The 25,579-nt window shown below is 44.8% G+C and carries 20 protein-coding genes; 16 read left to right on the forward strand and 4 right to left on the reverse strand.

The features are described from left to right. Nucleotides 1-856: 856 nt before the first annotated feature. From ACJJI1_RS17070 to ACJJI1_RS17125, 11 genes are all read left to right on the forward strand, one after another. Nucleotides 857-1,561: a hypothetical protein gene (locus ACJJI1_RS17070; protein ID WP_444957382.1), complete on the forward strand. Its 705-nt coding sequence runs from the start codon at nucleotides 857-859 to the stop codon at nucleotides 1,559-1,561. A 777-nt stretch (nucleotides 1,562-2,338) separates the two neighbouring features. Then, nucleotides 2,339-2,569, forward strand: coding sequence for a hypothetical protein (locus tag ACJJI1_RS17075; protein ID WP_444957383.1), 231 nt, complete (start codon nucleotides 2,339-2,341; stop codon nucleotides 2,567-2,569). A gap of 266 nt (nucleotides 2,570-2,835) precedes the next feature. Continuing rightward, nucleotides 2,836-3,027, forward strand: coding sequence for a transposase (locus ACJJI1_RS17080; RefSeq protein WP_444959393.1), 192 nt, complete (start codon nucleotides 2,836-2,838; stop codon nucleotides 3,025-3,027). An 876-nt stretch (nucleotides 3,028-3,903) separates the two neighbouring features. Further along, nucleotides 3,904-4,122 (forward strand): GNAT family N-acetyltransferase, encoded by a 219-nt coding sequence (locus ACJJI1_RS17085; protein WP_444957384.1) that lies wholly within the window; start codon nucleotides 3,904-3,906, stop codon nucleotides 4,120-4,122. Nucleotides 4,123-4,318: 196 nt separating this feature from the next. Further along, complete coding sequence (locus ACJJI1_RS17090) at nucleotides 4,319-5,758, forward strand: trypsin-like peptidase domain-containing protein (protein WP_444957385.1); 1,440 nt, start codon at nucleotides 4,319-4,321, stop codon at nucleotides 5,756-5,758. Between the two features lie 332 nt (nucleotides 5,759-6,090). Continuing rightward, on the forward strand, nucleotides 6,091-6,147 hold the full coding sequence (locus ACJJI1_RS17095) for a hypothetical protein (RefSeq protein WP_444959394.1): 57 nt from the start codon (nucleotides 6,091-6,093) through the stop codon (nucleotides 6,145-6,147). Nucleotides 6,148-6,839: 692 nt separating this feature from the next. Beyond that, on the forward strand, nucleotides 6,840-7,361 hold the full coding sequence (locus ACJJI1_RS17105) for a hypothetical protein (protein WP_444957386.1): 522 nt from the start codon (nucleotides 6,840-6,842) through the stop codon (nucleotides 7,359-7,361). 79 nt (nucleotides 7,362-7,440) lie between these two features. After that, complete coding sequence (locus tag ACJJI1_RS17110; RefSeq protein WP_444957387.1) at nucleotides 7,441-7,644, forward strand: hypothetical protein; 204 nt, start codon at nucleotides 7,441-7,443, stop codon at nucleotides 7,642-7,644. A gap of 48 nt (nucleotides 7,645-7,692) precedes the next feature. Beyond that, nucleotides 7,693-7,890 carry a hypothetical protein gene (locus tag ACJJI1_RS17115; RefSeq protein ID WP_444959396.1) on the forward strand — a complete coding sequence of 66 codons (198 nt, stop codon included), beginning with the start codon at nucleotides 7,693-7,695 and terminating at the stop codon, nucleotides 7,888-7,890. Nucleotides 7,891-8,026: 136 nt separating this feature from the next. Continuing rightward, a complete protein-coding gene (locus ACJJI1_RS17120; protein WP_444957388.1) occupies nucleotides 8,027-8,146 on the forward strand; it encodes a transposase in 120 nt (39 codons plus the stop codon). Nucleotides 8,147-9,165: 1,019 nt separating this feature from the next. Continuing rightward, on the forward strand, nucleotides 9,166-10,221 hold the full coding sequence (locus tag ACJJI1_RS17125) for an acyltransferase family protein (RefSeq protein ID WP_444957389.1): 1,056 nt from the start codon (nucleotides 9,166-9,168) through the stop codon (nucleotides 10,219-10,221). A 528-nt stretch (nucleotides 10,222-10,749) separates the two neighbouring features. Here ACJJI1_RS17125 and ACJJI1_RS17130 read toward each other — a convergent pair. The 4 genes from ACJJI1_RS17130 to putA all read right to left on the reverse strand — a co-directional run bounded on the left by ACJJI1_RS17130 (nucleotide 10,750) and on the right by putA (nucleotide 18,457). Continuing rightward, on the reverse strand, nucleotides 10,750-11,433 hold the full coding sequence (locus ACJJI1_RS17130; RefSeq protein ID WP_444957390.1) for a hypothetical protein: 684 nt from the start codon (nucleotides 11,431-11,433) through the stop codon (nucleotides 10,750-10,752). Nucleotides 11,434-12,149: 716 nt separating this feature from the next. Next, nucleotides 12,150-14,129 (reverse strand): alkyl/aryl-sulfatase, encoded by a 1,980-nt coding sequence (locus tag ACJJI1_RS17135; protein WP_444957391.1) that lies wholly within the window; start codon nucleotides 14,127-14,129, stop codon nucleotides 12,150-12,152. 556 nt (nucleotides 14,130-14,685) lie between these two features. After that, on the reverse strand, nucleotides 14,686-15,075 hold the full coding sequence (locus tag ACJJI1_RS17140; RefSeq protein WP_444957392.1) for a hypothetical protein: 390 nt from the start codon (nucleotides 15,073-15,075) through the stop codon (nucleotides 14,686-14,688). A gap of 235 nt (nucleotides 15,076-15,310) precedes the next feature. After that, the gene (putA, locus tag ACJJI1_RS17145; protein WP_444957393.1) at nucleotides 15,311-18,457 is read right to left on the reverse strand and encodes a bifunctional proline dehydrogenase/L-glutamate gamma-semialdehyde dehydrogenase PutA; all 3,147 of its coding nucleotides are present in this window, start codon (nucleotides 18,455-18,457) and stop codon (nucleotides 15,311-15,313) included. Between the two features lie 141 nt (nucleotides 18,458-18,598). On the opposite strand from putA, the gene ACJJI1_RS17150 reads away from it, so the two are divergent. From ACJJI1_RS17150 to ACJJI1_RS17170, 5 genes are all read left to right on the forward strand, one after another. Then, nucleotides 18,599-19,108: an Lrp/AsnC ligand binding domain-containing protein gene (locus ACJJI1_RS17150; RefSeq protein WP_108732847.1), complete on the forward strand. Its 510-nt coding sequence runs from the start codon at nucleotides 18,599-18,601 to the stop codon at nucleotides 19,106-19,108. 254 nt (nucleotides 19,109-19,362) lie between these two features. Beyond that, nucleotides 19,363-20,517: an acyl-CoA dehydrogenase family protein gene (locus ACJJI1_RS17155; RefSeq protein WP_444957394.1), complete on the forward strand. Its 1,155-nt coding sequence runs from the start codon at nucleotides 19,363-19,365 to the stop codon at nucleotides 20,515-20,517. A 177-nt stretch (nucleotides 20,518-20,694) separates the two neighbouring features. Next, on the forward strand, nucleotides 20,695-22,701 hold the full coding sequence (locus ACJJI1_RS17160) for an alkyl/aryl-sulfatase (protein WP_444957395.1): 2,007 nt from the start codon (nucleotides 20,695-20,697) through the stop codon (nucleotides 22,699-22,701). 68 nt (nucleotides 22,702-22,769) lie between these two features. Beyond that, nucleotides 22,770-23,996 carry a phytanoyl-CoA dioxygenase family protein gene (locus ACJJI1_RS17165; protein ID WP_444957396.1) on the forward strand — a complete coding sequence of 409 codons (1,227 nt, stop codon included), beginning with the start codon at nucleotides 22,770-22,772 and terminating at the stop codon, nucleotides 23,994-23,996. Between the two features lie 39 nt (nucleotides 23,997-24,035). After that, nucleotides 24,036-25,262 (forward strand): phytanoyl-CoA dioxygenase family protein, encoded by a 1,227-nt coding sequence (locus ACJJI1_RS17170; protein WP_444957397.1) that lies wholly within the window; start codon nucleotides 24,036-24,038, stop codon nucleotides 25,260-25,262. Nucleotides 25,263-25,579: the final 317 nt, after the last annotated feature.

Genomic DNA, 25,579 nt, shown 5'->3' on the forward strand with positions numbered 1-25,579 from the left:
TCATACGAAATCGATCACTTGAAGAGACATTGGGTTCGTCCACATATTAGAGATGATGATGTGGAGAAAGAAATTATGGAAGATTTTGAGTTCAATGAAAATCAAGCGCTTCTAATTAGATGGCAGTTTTAACAAGGGTCAGCAACGGACCTCCGGCCGCTGTGGCCGGCGTTATGAGTAAGACTATGGAACCAGAAAAGTCAGTAAAGGATACTCGCAAAGCTCACTCAGATGGGGCAGTAAACACAGCTAATGTTTTTCTTGGAGTATTCGTTTATTCCATAATCGGATTCTTTGTAGGTCTTATAGTCCGTGCATTTTCATTTTCAACAGAGCTAGGATCTATCGAGGAAATTCTATGGCAGTACTTACCTTGGGGGTTCGTATCCGCACTAATATTTGGAGTTCTATCGTATCGGTACAGCAGGATAGCACTGGTTCTACTTTGTTTAGTACCTGGATGCGAAGTGAGCAGCTAGGTCAAACTCATAACAAGCTGCGGCAAAATTGCCCACAAAAAACGTGGGCTGGATTCGCTACACTATGTTCCTCTCTCCTATACGTAGGGCGTTATGTGTAAGATTTACCCATGTTTTGCGGATACCCTAATAGGAGAGTTTGTGAAAAATTTGATCTTTGTCTTTTTTCTTATAATCTCACCCAATGTAATTGCGAGTGATTATAAGTCTATGGATGGTTATTCATCTTTACCCTTGAAGACCCTGTTTTCGATTATGCGCAAGTTGTTGTAGATTCGGTCGTCTTCAATGATTGGTTAAATGCTAATTATTCAAAGCTTGATACACAAGCCATGAAAGGACCAAGAGAGCACCTTTACTATCTATTAAGTTCATATGTGTCCGAGCTTAACAAAAGAGATGGGATCATTCTTCCAAAGGAAGATGATCTTATTTTAGAAACGATGCTTTCATGGAGTGAGAGATTGGGGGTTTATGGGGCTCATCTCTTTTACAACAAAGTAAAGAGACATGAGTCTAAGGCTATGCCGGAGCTAATGAAAGCTCCCGAAGGAATTAATATAACCACAGTCAATGACATGTATGTGGTGAAATCCAAAGATGGCTTTTGGAGTATAAAATTTCCTTACTATTTTATGATAGGAATCGTCAATGAGTTTAATGCCACCAATGGAATGCAAACCCAACTTGTAAGTATTTCTACAGGAGCAGCAAAAGACCAAACTAAAGCTGGTCGCTCACAATCTACTTTAATGTTTATACATTCACCATCGAACAACATAGAAGAGTTTAAAAGTTACTGGCTCACTCAATTTTATATGAGCGGCGCGATAAAACCACAATCTTTGGGGTTAGACAAACTAGAAAGCTTTTATCTTTACAATAAACAAGCTCAGTTGCACAAAGAAGTCGTCTTTATACCATCGCCTCAAGGTTTGTATTTGGTGGCCTACTTAGGTATGGATGGAGTATTTCAAGTAAACAAACAGCATTATCTAGACTTTCTGTCTAAGCTAGATATTGCGCGAACATCAGCGACTAAAAAATCAATGCGGTCGACCGCTAAAGCGTCATCGGATTGAGGTGTTCAGGATGTATAAATAGTCTTAGGAGCTTGTGTTTTTTGATAAAACGGGATTTCAATATTGAGATCCTCCAGATGCCCAACCTTAAGCGCTATGATTACAATCAAAATGCCATGCTTGTAGTTAACTTCGAGGAGCCGTTACAGTCTTAAACTTTTGAGTTTACTATCCATCATCTGATCAATAATCACATAGATTTATTTGCCTTAAATAATAAGTACTAAAATGATGGTGGCGGCCGCTCAGCTTATGACCCAGTAATTCTTCTGAAGATCATTTTATTTGCTTATTCCAAAGGGATCACTTTAAGTGTGAACACAATATCAATTTTAAGGCGACCTTATGTGATAGCACTCCACACTTCACCAATATCTCGAGCTTCGTTAGTAGCTATCCTGATACAGTTGAGTCTGCATTTGAACAGGTCTTGATGGTGTGTAGTGAATAGGGGTTTCTTGGTAATGAATTCTTTGCGATAGATGGCTGTAAAATGTCACCGAATGCTAGAAAAGAGTATTTTGGCACATTTAAAGAACTGAAACAGTAGCGGAGAAAATTCGTTAGAAGTTCAAAACCTGTCCCGGTGAACACAAAAAGCTTGACGGAGAAAAGCTCAATAAAGAGAGTGAAAACAGGCTGTTACTAAGGTTGCTGACACATTACAAAGCACTTTGAAAATATCGATCAGTTCCTAAAGATTCATCCCCAAGGGTGGGGTAAGGAAAAATACCGAAAGAAGTGAAAAACAATGTCACAAATAATTAATCAACGAAGATGCCTGCAGGCAAGGGGACTATCCAAGATAGTAACGGTATTATGGCAGTCGATAAGAAACATCTAATGGTTGTTGAAGTACAAGCTTTTAGTGAGGGGCAAGAGCACCATACCTTGAAGCCTATTTTGAATGGTATTAGTGCACGCTATAAAAATACCGAAACTGATGAAGATATCTTAAACAAAGATATCATTGTCACTGCTAATACTGGATTTTCAAATGAGTGCTAATTATTAATGCTTGAGGGATGATGGAATCAATGCCTACATTCCTAGCTACCAATTCAGGTCAAGAGAGTGCAGGTTCTCTGAGCAAAAAGAGAAGTATGGTAAGCGTAATCAAGGAAAAAAGGTTGGGGTCGCCTAGGTAATACCGGCCAAAGATTTTACATTTAATGAAAAAAACCTGTATCTGTCCAGTGGATAAAGAGATGTCTCTACAAAGAGAGTAATATGTTAGCGAGGGTAAAAGAAAGAAAATTTTTGAGGGGCATTTAATAGACTGCAGAAATTGCGGCCTAAAGCATCAATGCAGGCGAAGCACAGATCCAGCAGATACAAGAAAAGGACATCGTCGGCAGGTGGTACTGACCTGGATAAGTGGACGTACTGCTACCTATTGGATGAAAAATCGAGTTGATAGTATTAAAGGTAAAGCTATTTATGTGAACCGTATGTCGATTGTTTAGTCTGTGTTTGGGAAAATCGGTACACATCAAGGGTTGAATCGGTTCTCCTTGTGAGGGAAGAGCAAGGTTTAAGGCCAATGATGGATGTTTTACATGGTACACAACATTGAAAAGATGATGTGATATGGAAATATCTACTGATTGAGTGTGTAATATAGGCTTAAGAAGCCAAAATTCTATGTAGTGAGATAATTCTAGTTCTTCACAGGAAATCTCCCGAATTTTAGATGGCGATGATTGATTGGATAGGGGAGTTGGTGAATCTATTTTTCTATACCCCCTTTATTGTGGCGGTCAATTTTTAGGTGGTTTGTAGTTTCTACAAGTACAAGTCTCTATCTGAGTGCACTTCTTTAAAAACTTTTCTGTAAACTGGTACCGTGGTGTCGTTCAAGTACTTTCGTTTTAAGTCAGCATATCCTACAAGCCTGTTGCCTCATTGTGGAGTGCGAATCAGATGGTTAATTTTTGGGGAAGGTATGGTATTTTCCCCTGTAAATTTATTGAGCAGTGGCCAGCCACAGTTGAGAGGCAGCGGTCGTTCAGTGCTAGGCCAAGCAAGATCGTTCAGCCGAAGGCTTGGCTGGACAGCCTATACTCCTCTTCGGCTTCTCTTGCTTGCAACGTTAAGCTTAGGAGAAAATGTTTGAAATTGAAGTAGATAAAAATGTAAATCTGCTTCCTTTTGATAAGAACCATTCAGATGAGCTTTATCAGTTGATGGATTAGAATAGAGCTTATTTGAGGGGGTGGTTTGCATAGATGGGCAATAAAAAATGTAGGCTGATGTCAATGTCCACATAGGGTGAACCACTCAAGAATGGACTAGGTTTACAGGTTGGATTTTTTGTAAGTGATATTATAGTTGGTACAATAGTGGTAATTTCAATCAACAGAATAGATTTAGTGGATGAAATTGGCTGTTGGATTGCTGAGGAAACTCAAGGTAGAGGATTAATGACTAGATCTACGGAAAAAGTAATTGAGTTCGGATTTATAGAATTTAAGCTTAATCGAATCGAAATTCGTGTATTCCTTGAGTGCAAGCTAAGTGAAGTCGCTGCAAAGAGGTTGGGGTTTGTCAGAGAAGATTAATATTGGGATTTGAAAAGTTTAAAGATGATATAGAGGATCTAATAAATCGATGGCAGCGATTGTTAAAACTAAGCCCTAAATCATTGACATAATTTTTACTCTGATTCTAAACTTTCAGCTGCCGTATCAGAATAGAAAAAGGAAAAGTAAGACCGTGAAGAGAGCATGTCCCCACCTATTGGTAATATGGCTGCTAATGACAACTGTAATCGCACCCAGTACAGCCGAAATATACCGCTGGGTAGACGAAAATGGTGAAGTTCATTTCACCGACCAGCGCCCAATTAATCAAGGGGACCAGGCCCAGAAAATTAACATTGAAAGTCATAGCTCAACTTCCGATCTATCAATTCCCTCTGTAAGAAAGCCAAGGCCTATTAACAACACCAGCCAGCGTACAGGAAAGTCTATTGCTCTCGAACACTTTTCTATTGACTTGGAGGGTGCTCATGCTGGTAAAAATATAGAGATTGGCCGTGCTTATATTTATACATCGGATGCTAGAAAGTCAGCACAGAAACTATATCGGAGCGAAAGATCACCAAGCCGCACACTAGTTTGTAGATCGGATGGAAGCCTAAAGCTGAATAACGCCAAATATATTGCCAAGAATGCAAATTTCACTCAGGCTGCTTACACTACTCTTGAAAGCTATGGCTACGCTAGCGCCGGATCTGAAACAAAAAAATTTGCTTTGCAGCGCAGTGATGGTGTAGATCTTAGCCTCGCTGCCGAGGTTATAGAGATGCGCTTGGCCCATTGTGATAGCGGGAGGGGAAACAACCTAAGACAATACACCCAAAATTCTACCTATCTCAAAATAAAATGGGAAGTATTCGATAATCTGACTCGCGAAATTGTTTATACAACTGAAACGGAAGGGTTAGATGACCATATTCGACAGCCGCCGAGATTAAGGGGTGCACCTCTCAGTATGGAGCTAGCATTTCAACAGTCAATAGAAAATATGCTGTCACAGCAGGAGTTTATCGATATAATTCTTGGCAAATCCCGATTCAGTGACAAAGCCAAAATTTCTTCCAGTATAGTAGATGCTACACTGGTTTACGGCAATGAAGAAACAAGCTTCTCTAAGAAAATACAGAGTATCAAAGCAGCCACTGCCACTATAAGAACTGTATCTGGTCACGGAAGCGGATTTGTCATTTCAAAACAAGGGCATGTTCTAACTAATCAGCACGTTGTATCAAGCAATCAAGATGTTTTAGTGATTATTGATGGTCAAGAATATCGTGCTCAAGTGCTGCGAGCTGATAAACGTCGGGATGTGGCCTTGCTACAAATCATAGAGAGGTTTGGCCATCTGCCTTTGGAGATTCATCCCAAGTCTGCTGAATTAGGCGATCCGATTTATGTTATCGGTACACCACTGGATGAAGCTCTCGATTTCTCCATTACTCGCGGTATAATTTCTGCTCGTAGAGATATTAATGCACTGCCCTATTACCAAACAGATGCTGCAGTTAATCCAGGTAATTCTGGAGGTCCTGTCTTTAATGATGTTGGTAATGTCATCGGAATTACTGTCTCAGGCCATTTTACACGCGACGGAGGGTCTAGAAACATCAATTACATAATACCCATTAATGATGCACTTAAAGTTATCGGGCTGTAATTACCCTAGTCGGGTAATAGCTGGTATCTAGTCAGCTCTCCCCGCAATACCCGCATATATTTGGAAGTTCCAAAATATGAGCCGCTATCTTTCCAAAATCACTTAATGATAAAGATTGCCCTCTAGAGATTGTAGCTATTAAAAGGGGGGCTCTCTTTATCCAGTCTCTGAAACCTAGCAGGCCGCATGGGATTGACCTATATGAAATTTACTACTTCCCCTGAAGGATAGAGAGTGCTCCAGGCATAGAAAATAAACGAATTCTCGAGTGTATAGAGGCTATCTAGATACAGCATAATGGTGGTTATGGAAGTCCAAGAATTAGCACAGAATTGAAAGCTAATGGTGAGCGAGTAAATTATTGGTGCGTTAAACGCCTTATGCGATAGGAAGGAATCGTGGGGAAAACAGGAGGGATCTATCGTCGACGCTCATTATCTAGAAATCCTTGTGTTAGGGGTGAAAATTTATAACGAGAACATGATATTCGAGAAAAACCAGACTCTCATTAGGTAGGTGGTGTGACCTATCTGAAGATCAACGGAAATGGCAATGTTTGGCTGTAATTATTGATCTTTACTCTCGAAAAGTGGTGGGTTGGAAACTATCGGATACTCGAGCTGTTGATTAACGCTGTCAGATCTAAGTAAAGTGTTCGTCGCAGAAGGATAGAATCAAATCTAATATTTCATTGCGACCGAATGTCGGAGTACAGTGCTTATGCATACCAAAACCGGCTAAAAGAACTAGGTATTGAGTCGAGTATGACTTGACCAGGGCTTATGAATGACAATGTGTATGTAGAATAAATTTTTCAGACACTGAAAGCTGAGAGTATCAAAAGATTTTACTTTGAGTCGGTTAAGAATCTTGTGGATAGCTTATCTTGGTACCCTGATAGATACTATAACCTGAAGAGAAGACATAGTTCACTTGGGTTAAAAAGCGCAGATGAATATGAAAGAATGGCCACATAAGATGGATGTAAGGTGGCGTCTACTTTAAGGGGGAGGCTTCGGGCAACCCATACTTCGCGCAGCCTGCCACATACCCAGGGTTTTATGCAATACGGAATTAGAATATGTACTTTCAGTATTTAGAGTATTTGTACATCTTGGTTTACCTAGTTTGTGCTTACCTGGCTTACAAAATAGTAAAAGTAGAGTATCTCCTTTTCCATTTAAAATTTTCGCGCTGTGAAAACAAAGCAGAATTTCTAGGCTACAGGTTTGCTCGTATTCTTCTTGTCATTGGCGCCATAGGCGGTGCTGTTTATACTAGTAAGTGGTTTAGTAGCTACACTGCTGAATTGCAGGCTCGCGCAAAAGCAGAGCTTACTTCCACTAGCTCACCAAACAAAATGTATTGCATCAAAAAGGTGGCAGGGTACTTCGAAGAAAATATTCTGGTGCAAAAGTACTTTGTTCCTTCTTACTATCAAACTTGCTTAGAGATTACTCCTCATTTTTCGGTAAAAAATTTTTGCGGCGCGGTAAGAGATGAATACAGCTATCGCGGCAAATGCCATGAGTCAGGTTTAAGCAGAGGGCAGTGTGATGTGCTCTATAAAATTGCATGGAGGCACTGCGCGGTTAACGCATAATAATGTAGTGTAGCTGATGTCTTACTTTATACATTTTTGCACGGTCGTTACGCTCCTATTTTCGTGCAAAAAATGCACAATGCAGGCTGCCGCTGACCGTGATGTTATAAGTAAAATCATGAATCAACTTCAGATAAGAAACGAGTCAGGTTATTTCGTAGAGCTTGATAATCCACAGCTCAATGATGAGGGATGGGTAAAATACTATGACTTGTATCTAAAATCGAATGCAATGAAAGCATCAGTTAAGGTAGAGAATCAGTCATATGCGATCGAAATTTGAGAGTTCTTTAAAGAACTATATGAGCAATGGCTAGGTTGCGAAGGTGAGATATCTTGGCGAGCACTGGAGGATGAATTTAGAGTGGATGCCACAATGTCGAAAATAGGTCATGTTAATTTATGCTTTCAACTCAATCTATATAGTTATGAATGGTGTGCTATAGAAAATATATGTGTTGAGCGGATGCAAGCAAGCCAGTTGTCACGTAGCGTCAATAAGTTATTCCGAATCAATGCAAACTTATAATAATCACACGTATGGTGCTGCGGCCCCTTGGGTCTCTGGGGGACGCGGCCTGCGTTGTGGGCGTTAAGTGTAAGACTTACCCACGTTTGGTAGGCGCGCTGTATAGTTGGGTTTAGGCCTAGCACGGAGGTGTATCATGGGTAAGAGAAGTACTCAGGCATATACGGAAGAGTTCCGCAGAGAGACAGTTAAGAGAGCTGAAAAGTCTGGAGCAACAAAGGCTTCTGTGGCAAGAGAGCTAGGCTTCAGCGCATAGCAGATCTACAACTGACGTTGTCAATTTAATCGACTGTCTGATAAGCAGTTCAATTGTTTATAGTTGGTTGATTATTCCAAGCAGGAAAGCGCTGAAGTTCGCAAGCTCAAGAAAGAGCTGTATGAAGCTCGTCAGGAGGTTGAGATTCTAAAAAGGCAGCTGCGTACTTTGCGAACCACCAAGAGTAAAGTACGCACTGATACAAGAGCATGTAGGTTCATTCCTCGTAAGCTTGATGTGTCAGTGTTTAGAAGTCTCAAGGTTGGGTGATTGTCGATGGCGGGGGAGGTTGCCATCTGCTCGCACGATTAGAAAGATACGAACATACAAGAAAATCTGAGAGACATTTTCTGAGTTTAAAGGTCATTATGGAGCACCCAGAATCGCTTTCGAGCTTTAAGAGTTAGGTGAGTCATGCTCATGGAACTACGTTGCTAGGCTAGTGTAACAGGAGCATATTAAAGCGAGAAATGGCAAGGGCTTTTGATATAGTCAGCCTATAGAGGGGAATATCAATACCGCCTCCAACCTACTTAAGTGTTGCTTCGATGTAGGTCGACCAAATTGCCGCTAGACAGGTGACATTACGTATATCTGGGCTCTGAAGCGGTGATTGTTCCTCGCGGTAGTTATGGATCTGTATATTGTAGGTTGGGCATTCGACTCCCAGATTCCCGATGAATTGATACGTCGAGCATTGAAAATGGCTCTAGAGCGATGACAAATAAAGCCTGGACTAATTATTCACTCTGACAGGGGTTGCAATGCCGACCGCAGAAATGTCAGGATTTCTTATCGGCAAGTAGGTGCATGCCGAGCTGGTCTGTGTCGGGAAATTCGATAGCGAAGAGCAGGCAATATCTGAGATGCTTGAATAGGTTGAAATTTAGTACAATAAGGTTGATGGGTAATTCTACATTGGGCTATGTAAGTCCATCAGGGCATGAGCGTAAATATACATAGTTAGAATGTTTATTTTTTGTGGGCATGACTAATGTCTTTCTAGTTAGGAGTAGATTTTGGAAATTAGAAAGCTTAATACATTGCGGGGAATAGCAGCTCTAATTGTTTTTGTTACCCATTTTAGCGACATTACGAATTGGCTTGATGGCGTATTGGGTGGCGGTTCTGGTGCATATGGTGTAATGCTGTTTTTCCTGCTCAGTGGCTTTTTGATGTCATATCTCTATTTGGAGAAAGACTTCACAAAAGCCAACGTCACATATTATTTTTTAGCGAGAATGGGAAGAGTTTTATCTTTATACTTGGTTGTGGTAGTTGGATCTTATTTACTATCAATTTCAGGTGACAATACTCTTTACAGTATACCTGATCTTAATGCGCTATTAGGTCATTTGCTGTTCTTGTATGGAGAGAGCATTCTATGGTCAATTCCACCAGAAATACAGTTTTATTTCATTTTTATAATTTTCTGGGCATGTGCTAGGAATCGGTCTGGTTATATTTATCTATCTATTTTCACTTTAATGATTTTACTATTTTTCTCCAATTTCCCGAGAATATATGGTGAAGTTTATGGTATTCCATACAATGGGTTTAATGTGTTTAGGAGTTTGCCGTTTTTCTTTGTCGGTGTTATATTCGGGATGAACTATAAATCTCTCAAAGTTCCGCGGTATCTTAGAAAGCACTGGTTTATATTAGAGCTTTGTTTAATTCCTCTGATGTATCCTGATTTGACAATGATTAGCTCTGATGCAAAACAGAAAATGTGGCTAAGTTACGAAGTGTTACTGGTAATGAGTTGTGTTTTCTTTTGTGTAGTGTTTTTAGTTCCGAATAATAATATTCTACTAGCTAATAGGTTTGGCGATTTTGTCGGGAAGATTTCATATTCTTTGTACTTGCTGCATATGCCAATTATTGTGCAGGTAAATAAATTAGATTTATCTGTTGAGTTAAAGTTGACACTATCTTTCTCTTTAAGTGTACTGACTGCATACATTTCTTTTCATTTTTTTGAGAAGCCTGTTGCTAAGAAAATACGAAGCATGTCATCTAACAAGTCAAACCAAAGGGTGAAGCAAGGCTGCGCCTCAGCTAAAGGAGTTTGAAACCTCTCCTTATCGAGTAGATGCTTGCTTTTTGAATAGGGTAGAAGAGTGCGCCTAAAATAGTAAGTGAATAACGTGTTATTGGATATGCAGTAGAACTCAAAGCTAGAGTTGTAGCCCTAATAAAAGATCTTCAAGTCGATATGGTTACTATTTCTAAGTTAATGAGAGCGTATCCTGTGGTGGTATTTAGGAGGCGACAACTAACTTAAGATATCGATACTGCCCAAATCCTAAACATGGATAGACTAATAAGGTTAGGCTTTCAGTTGGTAAATGTTTAATTAGATGATTTACTGAATGTTGGTTAACAGTTTTTGCTAAAGCTTTCAGCGCAGTTAGGTGGGTCTATTTATAGCTTGCCTTGCAAATAGAATCATAGATATATAGATGGAAACTAGCAAGGGCGCTCAGTGCTTTATCTCTGCCGCCCTTGCCGCTAGCGATAACTCATGCAATTAAGTTGTACTCTAATTCTTAACTGCATACCACAATGAACTTGATGTATTATTGGAGTTGTTAATTATGTTAGTCCTCAGGGGGTGGCGGTGGTGGAGGAGGGGGCGGCGGTGGTTCGCTAGGGCTGTGCGGTGCGAGGGCAATTAGTAGAGTAACAACGCAGATTGCCTTCATTGTGAGGCCGCCAAGCAAACAAAAAATTAAAGCAAGAGAGTCGTCGTGAAGGTAGGTTAAGACGGGAAACAGCTGTGGTCTTTCCGGTGGTCGACCTTCCTGAATAGCCTCAACTAGGCGCTTTCCTTCTTCACTAATTTCTATTCTGCTTACAAGTGCTTGTCGAAGAGTTAAGAGCCATTTCTCCGTAGTGCCATACTTATTTAATCCCTCTTTAAGAGCTGTCGCCAATGTTTCATCGACCTCTGTATTGGCGCGTATCTTTATCAAAAGAGAATCCGCATCAAGCCTTAGAATTTCTGAAAGACTCTCCTTGAGTTGATCAAGAGATTCAAGTGCAGTCTGAGACGCTTCAATCATGCACTCAAGTGATTGAAGCATATACAACGACCAGACGTCTAATGTCCCGGAGGAAGTTAGTAACTCATCGTAGTATTTTGAATCTACCGCGAGACTATCTTCAATCCGTGTTGCTGCAAGGATTTTAGCGCGAAATGATCGATAAGACTTAAAGTCCCTGGCTGTCGTATCTGTTGCAGCAATCGTTGTTGCTGTCGTAAGTTCCATTATGTCTTCCATTGTCCATTTCCATTGTCCAATATGATTTAATAATGCGGTGGGGACAGTAATTATTTTATGTGGGCCAATCAAGCTGTTGTAAGGTTTTGTAATTTTCGATGTTGACGGCTAGAAGAACTATTACGTATTTATTGTTTGGTGCGTAATATCAATAAATAGTAATAGGTTTGATTTGTGAGTGTTGTCTATTTCTATTGTGAGTAAATTGAAGGTTTTTAAGTTGGATTTAATATATGGTTGGCTTAGGTTGTGATTCTGCGGTTATAGGCTTTTATGCGTGGTTTATAGCAGGTTGGCTTTTAGGGCGGAGTGAGGTGGGGTGGTGAGTAATCTTATTATGTGCCGAGATTATCTTAATCACGGCAGAGGCTGTTTTAGAGGCTCTTGTAAATTAATCTATCTAAGAAGTTTCCTGCAGAACTTTGCATTCTGTGTGTCATGATTTTCAATTGGGTTGAACAGTTGTTGAATGCTGATGCAGGTTTGAAATAGACGAATGGGTAGTTAGTTTGACAGATGGGTTCACGTGCTATGCGGGGCACATTCTATCAATCGGTAGTATGACTTTCTTGGGGAGGGAGAATTTAGCCTTGTAAACATACAGAGCCCAAAAGGCTCTGTATTGTTTGGGTTGGCATGGGTCAGATATCTGCTGTTATCAGGCGTATTACAGTTTGTGGCTAGTTAAAATTTTACACGCTGGCCGCTTAACTTCTTCAAGGCGTTACAAGGCTAAAATTACGATCAAATTTATCAAATAACCGCCCGAATTTTATTAGGGCCAAAGGATTTCCGCTTACCTTGAGTCGACCATCTTTGATTAGAGTAGGGGCGCCTACTAACCCGCTAAACATCATACGTAAGTCGGTACTGTTCAGAGCGAGGCTGGCAGAGGGCTCGCTACTGTGTCGGCCGGGGTAGCCGTGCAGTACCCCATTTTGCACTACGACTAAGTACTTTTCTCCAGTGTCAGTCATATCGATATTTAAGCGGATATCTGCATCTGCCGCTTTCTCACCGTTAAGGCGCACCGCCATCGCGTCGAAAAGCAGCTGGAGAGGGACCCGCGCTACTATTTCTTCATCGGGCAGTATTTCTTCACGGTATTCGATACCATGACGTAACTCCTTGGCTCCGGAGAGATAAAAGTTGCGCCAGATACCAGATTCTGACTGATAGCCGAGTTGTTCTAGGCTGTCAGCCAATAGATAACGGGCTTGCTCGTTCTCAGGTTCAGCGAAAACCAAGTGCTTTAGCACCATGGCTACCCAGCGATAATTGCCCTGGGCAAAATCCTGTCGGGCCCGAGCCATAATGGCTTCTCCCCCCCCCATGTAGTCGATGTAGTGCTCTGCAGCTTCTTCCTGAGGAATAGGGTGGAGGTTTGCTGGGTTGCCATCGAAATAACCCAGATAGCGATTGTAAACTGCCTTGGCTCCAACATTGACAGTGCCGTAGTACCCTCGATTGGCCCAAGCCTGAGAGAGGTTCTCGGGCAGCTCAAGGCGCTCTGCAACTTCGACCATATCGTAACCGTGGTTAGCTAGGCGCAGTGTTTGGTCGTGGATATATTTATAAAGATCCCTCTGCTTAGCCAGGTAATCCATAGCTTCATCTTTGCCCCAGGTGGGCCAGTGGTGGCTGCTGAAAACCACCTCGGTCTTATCGCCAAATTTCTCCATGGCGTACTCAATATAGCGACTCCAGGCCTTGGCATCGCGGGTTTTCGCACCACGCAGAGTGTAGATATTATGCAGTGTATGGTTAGCGATCTCACTCATGCAGAGTGCGTTAAATTGAGGGAAGAAAAACACAATCTCTGCGGGTGCTTCGGCCCCGGGCGTGTTAATGAAGACGATGTCCACTCCATCAACTGTCATCTCTGCACCGGTTTCAGTAATCTCTATTGTTGGTGTAGCTATTCCGTGCTCACCATCTGATACCCGGTTGCCTAAGCCGGATGAGACAAAACCCTCCGGGCTGGAGGGCAGCAAATTTCCAAATTGGTATAACGCACGACGTTGCATCACGTTTCCGGTGCGCACATTCTCGCTAATCGCCTCCTCAGCAAAACCCTCTGGTGCAATAATGTCGATAGAACCGCTCGCGAGCTGTTCTTTAGTTAGAACTCCAGTTATTCCGGCGAAATGGTCTGCGTGGCTATGGGTAAAGATAACTGCACTTACCGGTTGCTCTCCTAGTGCCTTGTTGGCCAGTGCAAGTGCTGCGGCTGCAGTCTCCGCAGAAGTGAGAGGGTCGATAAGAATCCAGCCGTTTTCTCCCTGCACCAGAGTCATATTGGCCAGATCCAGCGAGCGCACCTGATAGATACCATCTACCACTTTGAACAGGCCGTTATTCAGGACGTTGAGCTGGGCCTGACGCCAAAGGCTGGGGTTGACGGTATCAGGAGGGGTACCTTGTAAAAATTGCATCTGGGATAGCCCATAGACTTCCCGACCTTCGGTATTTTTCACTTGGGCGCCGGGAATAGATTCAATAAAGCCTCGTTTAGCCAGCAGAAAATCAGTTTCATCGCCGAAGGGGAGTTGTTTTGCCAAGGATCTATTGTGGGAAATAGTTGCCTTGGAGGCGGGTTTGATCTCGTTATTTAAATTTTCTGTGTGAGTTTTCGGTTCACTACCACAGGCAATCAAAAAGAAGGACAGCAACCACATCAGTATCAGCGAGCGCATTGAGACTCCCCAAAATCGGTGTACATGAAACTTCATTTTTATACTGGGACAGGGTTTTTATTGCCCAGAGTGGCCTTAGCTTCTCCCACCTGCGGTGGCGCGTCAAGACAAGAACTGCCCCTTTGGCGGCGTAAAAGTCTTTCTGCAAGGGAAACAGTTTCATGTTACCCACTGGTTAACCAGTTTTGTCATTGGGCTTTGTATTTTCTACCAATACAGTCACGATTGTCGGCACTGTGATGTGTGGAGAGTTTGTGGTTCCTGAATCGAAGACGCTGGATTGTCGTAGCTGATAGTTTAATCTGATCTGTTTTTATATGCTCTTAGGGATTTTATATTTAACAGGTTTAGGAAGGTTTCTATGGTAATGAATGGTCGTAAAGGTAAATTTATTTTTAGCTTTTTTCTGTTAGTACTAGTACCAAGCTGGCCATTCAAAATAGGGTGTCTTATTTATCAAATTCTATTTTAAAAATAAGACACCATCTAGTTGGAGTTTGAGCCGGTCGCCGATCAAAAGTTCTTTAACTTTTATTAATCTTAACTCGAGAAGTAATTAAATGGCAGGTGATATATTTGCGCTCTTCTTAGAGAGCGTTGCGCTTAAGAATGCGCAAAATACTAGAGCTACGATATGAGGCAGGTAAAGTGTGTATTCACTGGTGTGGAAAAAATACAGAGTGGCTTCGCAGGTAATAATGGCAATTGCTGCAGTTGCCCATGGATGCAGTTTTATCAGCCTAGATGCTAAGAAAATGAGTGTGAAAACAATTAGTCCATATCCTAGTAAATGGACAACAAAAATTTCCCAAAGGACAGCCCCTTCGTCTGAAAGGAATGCTTTGAAAGCTTCGGGTATAGCGATGGCTGCAGAATATCCTGTAATTAATGGGCCTAAGTATCCGGCGACTAAGCCTATTGTTATTCCAGCTATTATGTTTTTCATTGAATCCATTCCATTTTTTAGGGCTGACCAACTATACCTTATGTGGAGTTGTAAAAGAAAATACTTGGTTTGTTGCCGCAAAAGTCTGGGCTTGAAATTGAACTAATTGCCTTGATTCATCCGATTAATTTACAGGGAAGGGAAGTTTGGAGTTGGTACTTTGTGGGTGGTTAGCGAAATGATTCTCCACAAAAAAGCGGGCTAAAAGCCCGCTCTCTCAATGTTTTATCGAAGCTTATTGCCCCAATGTAAACAGTGCAGTGTTACCGCCAGTGGCAACAGTGTTAATAGTTTTGGTTTTTTCGCTGGCGAAACGGAATAGGTAGTGCGGGCCACCGGCTTTGGGGCCGGTGCCGGATAGGCCGTGGCCGCCGAAGGGGTTAACACCTACTACTGCACCAACCATATCGCGGTTTACATAGCAGTTGCCGACGTTGATACGCTTAAATACCGCGTGGGCACGGCCTTCGATGCGGGAGTGCAGTCCGAAGGTAAGGCCGTAGCCGGTGGCATTAATGCGGCGGATTACGTCTTCCAGCTCGTCTGCCTTGAAGCGAACTACATGTAGGAAAGGTCCGAAAGTCTCGCGCTTGAGCACGGAGAAATCTTCAATCTCTACTACCTGCGGGCCGAAGAAGGTGCCTTTGCTGGGCTTCTTCGCTTCCTCAAAGGCAAATAGCGGCTTGGCTTCTTTCGCCATGCGCTCGCGGTGGGATTCCAGCATGCCGAGGGCTTTTCCGTCGATAACCGGACCGATATCGGTATCCAGTTTACCGGGATCGCCGAGGGTCAGTTCTTCACACGCGCCTTTCAGCATATTCAGCAGGTTATCGGCGATGACATCCTGTACACACAGGATACGCAGAGCGGAACAGCGCTGACCGGCACTGAGGAAGGCAGATTGAATTACATCGTCTACTACCTGTTCGGGCAGGGCGGTGGAGTCTACGACCATGACATTCTGGCCGCCGGTTTCGGCGATCAGCGGTACAATTGGGCCTTCTTTCGCTGCCAGCTGCTGGTTGATCAGGCGTGCGGTTTCGGTGGAGCCGGTGAAGGCTACACCGCCCAGGCGGGAATCTTCGATCAGCAGTTTGCCCACTGCGGCGCCGGTACCTGTGATCAAGTGCAGTACTTTTGGCGGCACGCCGGCATCGAGCATCAAGCGCACGGCGTGTGCAGCGATGATGGGGGTTTGCTCTGCGGGTTTGGCCAGTACGGCATTACCGGCGGCAAGTGCGGCAACTACCTGGCCGGTAAAGATTGCCAGGGGGAAGTTCCAAGGGCTGATGCACACGAAGGTGCCACGGCCACTCAAATACAGCTGATTTTGTTCACCGGTAGGGCCGGGTAGTTCGGTGGGCTCACTGAAATGCTGGCGTGCGCCGTTGGCGTAGTAGCGGCAGAAGTCGATAGCCTCGCGCACTTCACTAATGCCGTCATTTAGGGTGCGGCCCGCTTCAATACAAATAATTGCAGCCAGTTCATTGGCTTTATCTTCGTAGAGATCGGCAATTCTATCGAGGATATCCGCGCGGTGTTTTCCACCCTGGCGATCCCAGTCGATCTGCGCCTCAGTGGCGGAGGCATAGGCCTGCTCAATAAGGTGCTTATCAGTATTCGCGGTGTGTCCAATTTTTTCGCCGGTTGCCGGGTTGTAAACCGGTTCTTCCGCTTCGCCCATGGTGCCGTTGACGATAGGGCCACCGAGGAAGTGCTTTTCGCGTTGCTGTTCAAGCTCTTTCAGCAGGGGATCAACGGAGAGTGGATCAGTCAGTTCGATGCCGTGTGAGTTTTTCCGTGGCAGGGCTTCTGCGCCCATATAAATATTCTCCGGGACAGGAATTTGCGGGTGACGGTAGGGGTTGCAGGCTTCGCTTTGTTCCAGGGTATCCTGGACCAGGGCTTCAACCGGCGTTGCCTCATCCATAAAGCGGTTAACAAAGGAGCTATTAGCTCCGTTTTCCAGCAGGCGACGAACCAGGTAGGGCAGTAAGTCACGATGTGCCCCCACGGGTGCGTAGACGCGCACGGGCACACGCTTGCCGTGTACCGCTTCAATTTGTGCGTACAGCAAGTGGCCCATGCCGTGCAGGCGCTGGAATTCAAAGTCGGAGCGGCCATTGGCCAGCTCGAGGATCAGCCCGACGGTGTAAGCGTTGTGGGTGGCAAATTGCGGATAGATTGCATCGCCAGCTTCCAACAGTTTTTTCGCGCAGACCTGGTATGACAGATCGGTGTGGCATTTGCGCGTGTACACCGGGTAGTCCGGCAGGCCCATCTGCTGGGAGTGTTTGATTTCACTATCCCAGTAAGCGCCTTTAACCAGGCGCACCATCAGCTTGCGGCCGGTATCGCGGCCCAGGGCAATCAGCCAGTCGGCGACATGGGGGGCGCGCTTTTGGTAGGCCTGGAGCACAAAGCCCAATCCTTGCCAGTCTTTAATTTCGGGGTCGCGGGCGAGGGCCTCGAAGATATCCAGAGAGATATCCAGGCGGTCTGCCTCTTCTGCATCGATATTAAGGCCCATATCGTATTGGGCTGCGGCGACACAAAGACGCTTCACCTGGGGCAGCAATTCGTCCATTACGCGATCCCGCTGCAGCACACTGTAGCGGGGGTGCAGGGCGGAAAGCTTGATGGAAATACCGTTGGCCTCAACCACATCCCGCTGGGTGTTGTCTTTGCCGATCTCTTCGATAGCCATCATATAGGCATCGAAGTAGCGGTGGGCATCGGCCATGGTGCGGGCACCTTCGCCCAGCATGTCGAAGGAAAAGCGGGTGCCCGGGAGGTTTTCTTTGGGGCCGCGCTTTAAAGCTTCCTTGATGGTGCGGCCGAGCACGTACTGGCCACCCATAATTTTCATGGCCTGCATCATGGAGGTGCGCACCATGGGTTCGCCGATACGGCTCACCAGGCGTTTCATCCAGTGGGAGGGACGCTCGGTGATATCTGGGTCCAGCTCCACCACGCTGCCGGTGAGCATCAGGCCCCAGGTTGAGGCGTTCACAAACAGGGAGTCGGACTGGCCACGATGGCTGGACCAGTTGCCGGAATGCACTTTCTCGGCGATTAGTTTGTCGGCAGTATCGGCGTCTGGTACCCGGAGCAGGGACTCTGCCAGACACATCAATGCAACCCCTTCCTTATTGGAAAGGCCGAATTGCTGAAGGAAAGCGTCCAGCGTTCCGCGCTTGCTGCGCTGCTGTCGCGAATGATGAACCAGTGCGCGCGAGGTGTTCAGAATTTTCTTGCGCATCTCGTCGCTGGGGCGTGGCGCAGCCAGCAGCTCGCTCACGCAGAGGTTTTCGTCGGCGTGCAAATACTCGCGTGCCCGGTCCCGGGCATTCTGGAGGTCTCCGGCGAAGTTTGTCGACATATCGTCTCCCAAGCTCTATATCTAGGGTCAGAATAAAAAACCGGATTATGTGCGAAAATCGTTAGAATTAATCGCCATAATGTCGCCGGATGTGGTTAAATATCACGCCTAATTGCGTGATTACCAGTAGGGTATTTTGTAATGTCTCGACAGTTGGAAGATCTTGATCGTATTGATCGCCAAATACTGCGAATTCTGCAACGTCACGGCCGCTTGCCGAATGTGGAATTGGCGCGCCGGGTTAACCTTAGCCCCACCCCCTGCCTGGAGCGAGTCAAGCGGCTCGAAAGGGAAGGATTTATTCGCGACTATGTAGCGCTGCTCGACCCGCTCAAAGTTCATGCGGGCCTGGTGGTCTATATCCAGGTAACCCTGAACAATACTGCAACTGAGGCTTTGGAAGCCTTTAATGAGCATGTGGCTGGGCTGGAGGAAGTCCAGGAGTGCCATATGGTTGCCGGTGGTTTTGATTACCTGGTGAAAATTCGCATTAAGGATATGCTGGGCTATCGCCGCTTCCTCGGTGAAAAGCTGGCATCCGTACCGGGCGTACGTGAAACCCACACCTATGTGGTGATGGAGGAAGTGAAGACTGATACCGCTGTAGCGGTACCGGACCCAGAGCCCAGTGTGAAAGGTTCGCGGCGCTAATTGAGCGCAGTCAAATATCCTGTGCGGGGTTCGATAACTGTAGCGATATTGCTGGTTGGCTATTTTAGGAACCTGGGTGGGAATCTGAATTCTCACCTCAGGCCACAATCATAGGGATTGATTGCTGATTTCATGGCTGAACAGGTGGAATTGGCAACCATTGTCGGCGCGGTTTTTATTATGCTCGGCATAGCGATGCGGTACCAAGGTGGGTGCCGTGTGATTTGTCCGTAATAACTATAAGTAGGTACTGTATGGATTTTTCACTGAGCGAAGAACAGCAGATGATTCAGGATGCGGCAAAGCAATTTGCTGACAGTGAACTGAAACCCATTGCTGCCGAACTCGACAAGACTGGTAATAGAGAGCTCTTGTTGGAAAAGCTCAAGCAATTGGCAGAGCTGGGCTTTATGGGAATCAATATCGATCCCAATTATGGCGGTACAGGTGCTGGTACTGTCGCATTCTCCCTGGCGATCGCCGAGCTGGCGCGAGGCTGTGCCTCTGTTGCAACGACCACCTCCGTAACCAACATGGTGGCAGAGGTTATTCAGGCGGTAGGTTCGGAAGAGCAGCGCGAAAAATACCTCCCCAAAATCTGTAGCGGAGAATACCCTGCGGGTTCTTTCTGCCTTACCGAGCCTGGCTCTGGTTCGGATGCGGCCTCTATGCGCACCCGGGCAGAAAAGCAGGGCGATGAATACGTTCTTAACGGCAGCAAGCTGTTTATCAGCAGTGCCGAGTTTGCCGGTATTTTTGTTGTTTGGGCGGTAACAGATCCATCAGCGCCAAAAGGCAAAGGTATTTCCTGCTTCCTGGTTGAAGCTGGCACACCAGGCCTGGTGATCGGCAAGGCCGAAGAGAAAATGGGACAGAAGGCCTCTGTTACCAATGAGGTTTCCTTCGACAATTGCCGTATTCCTGCCTCCCATCTTTTAGGTGAAGAAAATCGCGGCTTTCGCATTGCTGCAGGTGAACTCGCTGGAGGCCGAATCGGTATTGGTTCCCTGGCGCTGGGCATCGGCTTTGAAGCTTTGGATTGTGCCCGGGCTTACCTGCATGAGCGGGAGCAGTTCGGTAAAAAGCTGGCGGAATTCCAGGGGCTGCAATGGCAGCTGGCAGATAAGTACACTGAGATGGAAGGTGCGCGACTGCTATTGTTGCAAGCCGCTTGGCAGAAAGATGCGGGCATGCCTTTTGGTCCCGCGGCCTCAATGGGCAAACTTTTCGCTAGTGAAAAAGCTAACGAAGCCTGCTATTTGGCTCTGCAAATGCACGGCGGCGTAGGCTATACCCGTGAATATCCACTCGAACGTATGAGTCGGGATGTGAGAATCACTACAATCTACGAAGGTACCAGTGAGATCCAGCGCCTGATTATTGCCAGGCATTTACTGGATGTCAGATAAGATTTAATAACGCGTGAGCCGGCGCCCCTCGCCGGCTTTCTTGTTCCCCCCCCTTCTAAATTTGTCAGTTATTCTCCTGATACCGGCATAAATACCCGCCCGCTCAATAGTTTCCTACCTATCCTCTACAAGGGGCTTTGCCGCATTACTTTGCGAATCATGGAAAGGAAACAACTGATGAACGTAAACAAGCAGCCGCTGTTTTCGCTGTTTCTAGTATTCCTTGCCTATGCGTTAACAGCTGCAAGTGTCATGGCGCAAGAACCCAACCCCGCTAGTGTCGTCACAATGAAATCAAACCAGGCTGTGCTGAAAGAGCTCCCCTTTGCAAATCGGAAGGACTTTGAGGATGTAAAGCGGGGGTTTATTGCTCCTTTGCCAAACAATGGTGTTATTAAAAACAGCAAAGGCAATACGGTGTGGAACCTGGAGCAATTTCAATTTGCTCGCGATAAAGAGGCTCCTGACAGTGCCAACCCCAGTCTGTGGAGGCAACTGCAATTAATTTCGGAGGGCGGTCTCTATGAGGTGATACCGCGAATCTACCAGGTTCGCAGTGCGGACCTTTCCAATATAACTTTTATTGAGGGCGATACCGGGGTCATTGTTATGGACCCGCTGATTTCTGCCGAGACGGCTGAAGCAGCGTTGAACCTCTATCGGCAGCATCGCGGAAACAAGCCTGTCGTTGCTGTGATCTACACCCACAGTCACGTTGACCACTATGGGGGTGTTCGCGGTGTTATCGATGAAGAAGATGTAAAATCAGGCAAGGTTAAGGTAATAGCCCCGCAAGATTTCCTGATTGAAGCTGTTAGTGAAAATGTCTTTGCAGGAAATCATATGGCGCGTCGTGCCAGTTTTATGTACGGGAACCTGATCCCTAAAGATCCCAAAGGTACCTTAGGGGCTGGCCTCGGTCTTGAAACCTCCACTGGCACCATCACACTGATAGAACCGACAGACTCCATTGTTGAGACCGGGCAAACTTTGGAACTGGATGGACTTATCTTTGAATTTCTCTTGGCGCCGGGCTCTGAAGCGCCGGCAGAAATGCACTTCTATATTCCTCAACTCAAAGCCGTAACCGCTGCTGAGAATGCAACCCACACCTTACATAACCTCTACACCTTACGGGGAGCTAAGGTTCGAAATGCTCGCGACTGGTCCCGATACCTCAATGAAACCGTGCAGCGCTGGGGTGGAAAAGCCGAAGTCCTGTTTGCGCCCCATCACTGGCCAACCTGGGGCCCAGAAAATGTAGTGAATCACCTGAAAAAGCAGCGTGACCTCTACAAGTACCTCAACGATCAAACTCTTCGTTTAGCCAATCACGGATACAACATGGTTCAAACGGCAGAGCTGATGGAGCTGCCTCCGGAGCTCTCACAATACTGGGCCAATCGAGGCTATTACGGCAGTGTAAATCACGATACCCGCGCGGTTTGGAACTACTACTTGGGGTTTTTCGACGGTAATCCCGCTCGCCTATATCCAATGCCACCGACGGCAGCGGGAATAAAGTACGTCGAATATATGGGCGGGGCAGCCAATATTATCAAGCAGGCAAAGAAAGACTATGAGGAAGGAGAGTATCGCTGGGTTGCGGAGGTGCTCGACAGACTGGTTTCCGCAGAGCCAAATAATCGTGCAGCAAGAGACCTATTGGCTGATGCGTTAGAGCAGCTGGGTTACCAGCAGGAGAATGGTACCTGGAGAAATTTTTTCTTAAGTGGTGCCAGGGAGTTGCGGGATGGTATCCAGAGATACCCTGTTCCTCTGACTGCGAGCCCGGACACTATTCGCAGTATGCCGGCTGGTTTGATTTTTGATTATCTGGGAATTCGGCTTAACGGCCCAAAAGCGACAGGCAAAATTCTCTCCATCAATATCAATATGCCGGACGTAAAAGAAAAGTATGGGCTTGTGCTTGAGAATGCGGTACTGAACTACGGGCCTCCTGTTAAGAATCCCGGCAGTAGCGTGCAGATAAACCGCTCAGACCTCAATGACATCATCTTGGGGAGTGCATCTATTCAGGAGAAGATGGAGGACGGGAAAATCAAAATTGAGGGCGATGAGGGAGAGTTGAAGACATTACTTTCCTTAATGGACCGATTCGATTTTTGGTGGAACCTGGTTACGCCTGAACCGATGGACAAGATGATGCCGAAGGACTTCTGAGTTGTAGCTAACTTGGCGATAAGTGAATACCTCCAAATGTATTGAGAGTTTGGAGTAAGGTGGCAGGAATGGCTAAGAAAGGAAAGACACTGGCTGAGATGTTGAAAGGAATCGGCACTCTGGAGCAAAGTGCCGATTTTTATGTTTCTTGGTTTCGAATAGTACATATTTGTTCTGCAATAGCTGTGTTTGTTGCTTACCGATTTTTGATTGCACCATGGAGGAGTGGAAAAAAGAAGGCGTTCTATACTGAAATGGAATCGCTGAAGAATCTACCCCTTCGATTACCTGATCAAGTATTAGGAACTGAATCTAAAACTCAGTATTTCCTCAATAAGAGTGAGCTAGACTTTTTCAAGAAGAACGGTTATTTACCTCCATTTTCTGTAATTTCGGAACAGGAGGCTACCGAATTAAAAGATCTGGCTTTGAAGGAGTATGATAAAGATTTCCACGGAATCAGCTTTCTTGGAGATAAGGTTCGTGATATTGAATTGAAGCATGGAAATTGGCCAATAGAGGATGCAGGAACTTATCAGGCTTTACGACTGGCTCCATTCAGAGAGCTTTTAAGGAAACCGAAAATAGCACATCGCCTGGCTAGTTTACTGGGAGATGAAGTGATTTGCTGGAGGACACAGTTTTTTCATAAACTGCCAGATACTGGACCGACAGTTTGGCATCAAAATGCCACGTTTAGGGAGTCTGGGAAGTTTGCCAAACTTCAGCCGACCCTGGACACAGATCCAGCGATGATTCAGTTGAATGCATGGATAGCGCTTTCTGATTCTACTCATGAGAATGGCTGCTTGCGATTGCTTCCTGGATCGTGTTCTGATGCGCGAATTAGTTTTTTATATGAATATATACAGAGTAACAGATATTTCTATCTGTCATTGCTCCCATTTTCAATTTCTAATTTATATGCCATAGCAAAAATTGGCTTTTACGGCTCTATCTTTGCAAAGAGTGCATTGGTGTTTTTTACTGCGGTGAAGATTTTGGGGGAGGACTTCTTTGATAAATTTGAGGTTCTTGACGTAGAGATGAAAGCGGGGGAGTGCCTAATTTTTTCTGCCTTAAATATGCATGCCTCTTATCCGAATATAACAAAAAATGACTGCCGATTCTCTTTTCTTGGGCGATGCACCACAACTCATGTAAGGGTTTCGCCTTCTGGTAAAGATAGATTCCCTAGTGCTGAGGGATTGGTTGAGTATGAATTGCCTAAGGTTAGTTCGTTTCAAATATATGGTGATGATTCTTATGGGTATAACAAAATAATGCGAGACTAATAGGTGGTAGTGTCCAGTGTTTAAAAGAGGTGAAAGCAGATGGCGAATGGAGATAGTACCTTTTCAGAAATGTTGAAGGGATTTGGTTCTATGGGAGATGCCGCAGATTTTGCCATCTCTAAAATACAGGTCGTACAAATTTTTTTAATGATTATGGTTGTTGTACTGTATAAGCTGTTAATTCTCCCGTGGCGCGGTGCAAAAAAGAAACAGCTGTTTGATGAATTGGTTAGGCTCAGAGATCTTACAGTGACAATCCCAAGGGATAATGTCTCCAAAGATGCTGGTGAAGATGGGTTTTTAACAGAAAAAGAGATATGTTTTTTCGAAAAAAATGGTTATCTACCTCCATTCCAACTGGTCTCAGAGGAGCAAGCTAAGAACTTACGGAGAGAGGCGGAGGAAGCGTTTGCCGATGACTTTGAGGGGGTAAGTTATATTGGCAGCAAAATAAGGGAGATAGAAAAGCGGCACGGACAATGGCAGATTGAAAGTGCGGGGCTTTACCAGGCCCTTAGAATGAGGCCTTTTAGGGAGTTGCTGAGGAATCCAAAACTGTCACATAAGCTTGCCAGTTTGTTGGGGGAAGAAGTGATGTGCTGGAGGTCGCAGTTTTTTGATAAGTTCCCGGGTGCTGAGGGTACTATATGGCATCAAAATGCAACTTTTAGAGAAACTGGAAAATATGCAAAACTGCAACCTACAAAGGATACTGACCCTGCGGTTATCCAGCTTACTGCCTGGGTTGCCTTATCAGAATCTACTGTTGAAAATGGCTGCTTAAGATTTTTGCCTGGATCTTTTGGCGATGCAAGAATGGACTTTCTGTACAGTTTTGCTCAAGACAACAAATTGTTCTATATTGCACAACTTCCCTTTTCGTTCACATATTTTTTTAATGTTTTTAAAATAATTCTCTTTGGGCAAATTTTCACCAAAGTTATGTTAATTTTTCTCACTGCGGCAAAAATTTTGGGAGAGGATTTCTTTGATAAGTTTAAAGTCAAAGATTTGGAAATGAAACCTGGAGAGTGTGTTGTATTTTCGTCGCTAAATATGCATGCATCATATCCAAATACATGTAAAAGTAATTCTCGGTTTTCCTTTGTGGGAAGGTGCACAGCCAATCATGTGCGGGTTGCACCTGGGGGGAAGGATATATACTCGACAGCAGAGGGAATGGTGGAGTATGAGCTTCCAGAGGTAGGTAACTTCCAAGTATATGGTAAGGATTCTTTTGGTTATAACAAGATATTGGAGGACTAGCCTTACTGTGCTCTATGTAGGTTACTATTATTAAAATGGTAATTATACTTGGGAGTAAATTTTAATATCCTGTCCAGTAGGAGCAAACCCTCGATTACCACTTTTGTCATCTAATGAGTATTCAATTTGTACTGTTCTGTCGAATCGATTTTTCTTCAACGAAAGTGCTTCAAGACTGTTTGATGTGTTGGCTCCACGAAAGTCAGGAGGGTGGCTGATGCTGCACGGTGTTTTCAGCTGCATCTTTCTTTAGGTCTGGTTTTTTTGTCTTATTTTGTGGGTTTGTTAGTTTAAAATTCTGTGGGCACAGATGTGCA

The sequence above is a fragment of the Microbulbifer maximicatervae (SeqCode) genome, from assembly GCF_052467065.1.

Bases quoted from the DNA above. Each gene is read 5' to 3' on its own strand.
- ACJJI1_RS17075 (WP_444957383.1), top strand. From the start codon at position 2,339: ATGCCTGCAGGCAAGGGGACTATCCAAGATAGTAACGGTATTATGGCA.
- ACJJI1_RS17170 (WP_444957397.1), top strand. From the start codon at position 24,036: ATGGCGAATGGAGATAGTACCTTTTCAGAAATGTTGAAGGGATTTGGT.
- ACJJI1_RS17120 (WP_444957388.1), top strand. From the start codon at position 8,027: ATGGGTAAGAGAAGTACTCAGGCATATACGGAAGAGTTCCGCAGAGAG.
- ACJJI1_RS17090 (WP_444957385.1), top strand. From the start codon at position 4,319: ATGACAACTGTAATCGCACCCAGTACAGCCGAAATATACCGCTGGGTA.
- ACJJI1_RS17150 (WP_108732847.1), top strand. From the start codon at position 18,599: ATGTCTCGACAGTTGGAAGATCTTGATCGTATTGATCGCCAAATACTG.
- ACJJI1_RS17160 (WP_444957395.1), top strand. From the start codon at position 20,695: ATGAACGTAAACAAGCAGCCGCTGTTTTCGCTGTTTCTAGTATTCCTT.
- ACJJI1_RS17130 (WP_444957390.1), bottom strand. From the start codon at position 11,433: ATGGAAGACATAATGGAACTTACGACAGCAACAACGATTGCTGCAACA.
- ACJJI1_RS17140 (WP_444957392.1), bottom strand. From the start codon at position 15,075: ATGAAAAACATAATAGCTGGAATAACAATAGGCTTAGTCGCCGGATAC.
- ACJJI1_RS17110 (WP_444957387.1), top strand. From the start codon at position 7,441: ATGCAGGCTGCCGCTGACCGTGATGTTATAAGTAAAATCATGAATCAA.
- ACJJI1_RS17165 (WP_444957396.1), top strand. From the start codon at position 22,770: ATGGCTAAGAAAGGAAAGACACTGGCTGAGATGTTGAAAGGAATCGGC.
- ACJJI1_RS17135 (WP_444957391.1), bottom strand. From the start codon at position 14,129: ATGCGCTCGCTGATACTGATGTGGTTGCTGTCCTTCTTTTTGATTGCC.
- ACJJI1_RS17155 (WP_444957394.1), top strand. From the start codon at position 19,363: ATGGATTTTTCACTGAGCGAAGAACAGCAGATGATTCAGGATGCGGCA.
- ACJJI1_RS17105 (WP_444957386.1), top strand. From the start codon at position 6,840: ATGTACTTTCAGTATTTAGAGTATTTGTACATCTTGGTTTACCTAGTT.
- putA (WP_444957393.1), bottom strand. From the start codon at position 18,457: ATGTCGACAAACTTCGCCGGAGACCTCCAGAATGCCCGGGACCGGGCA.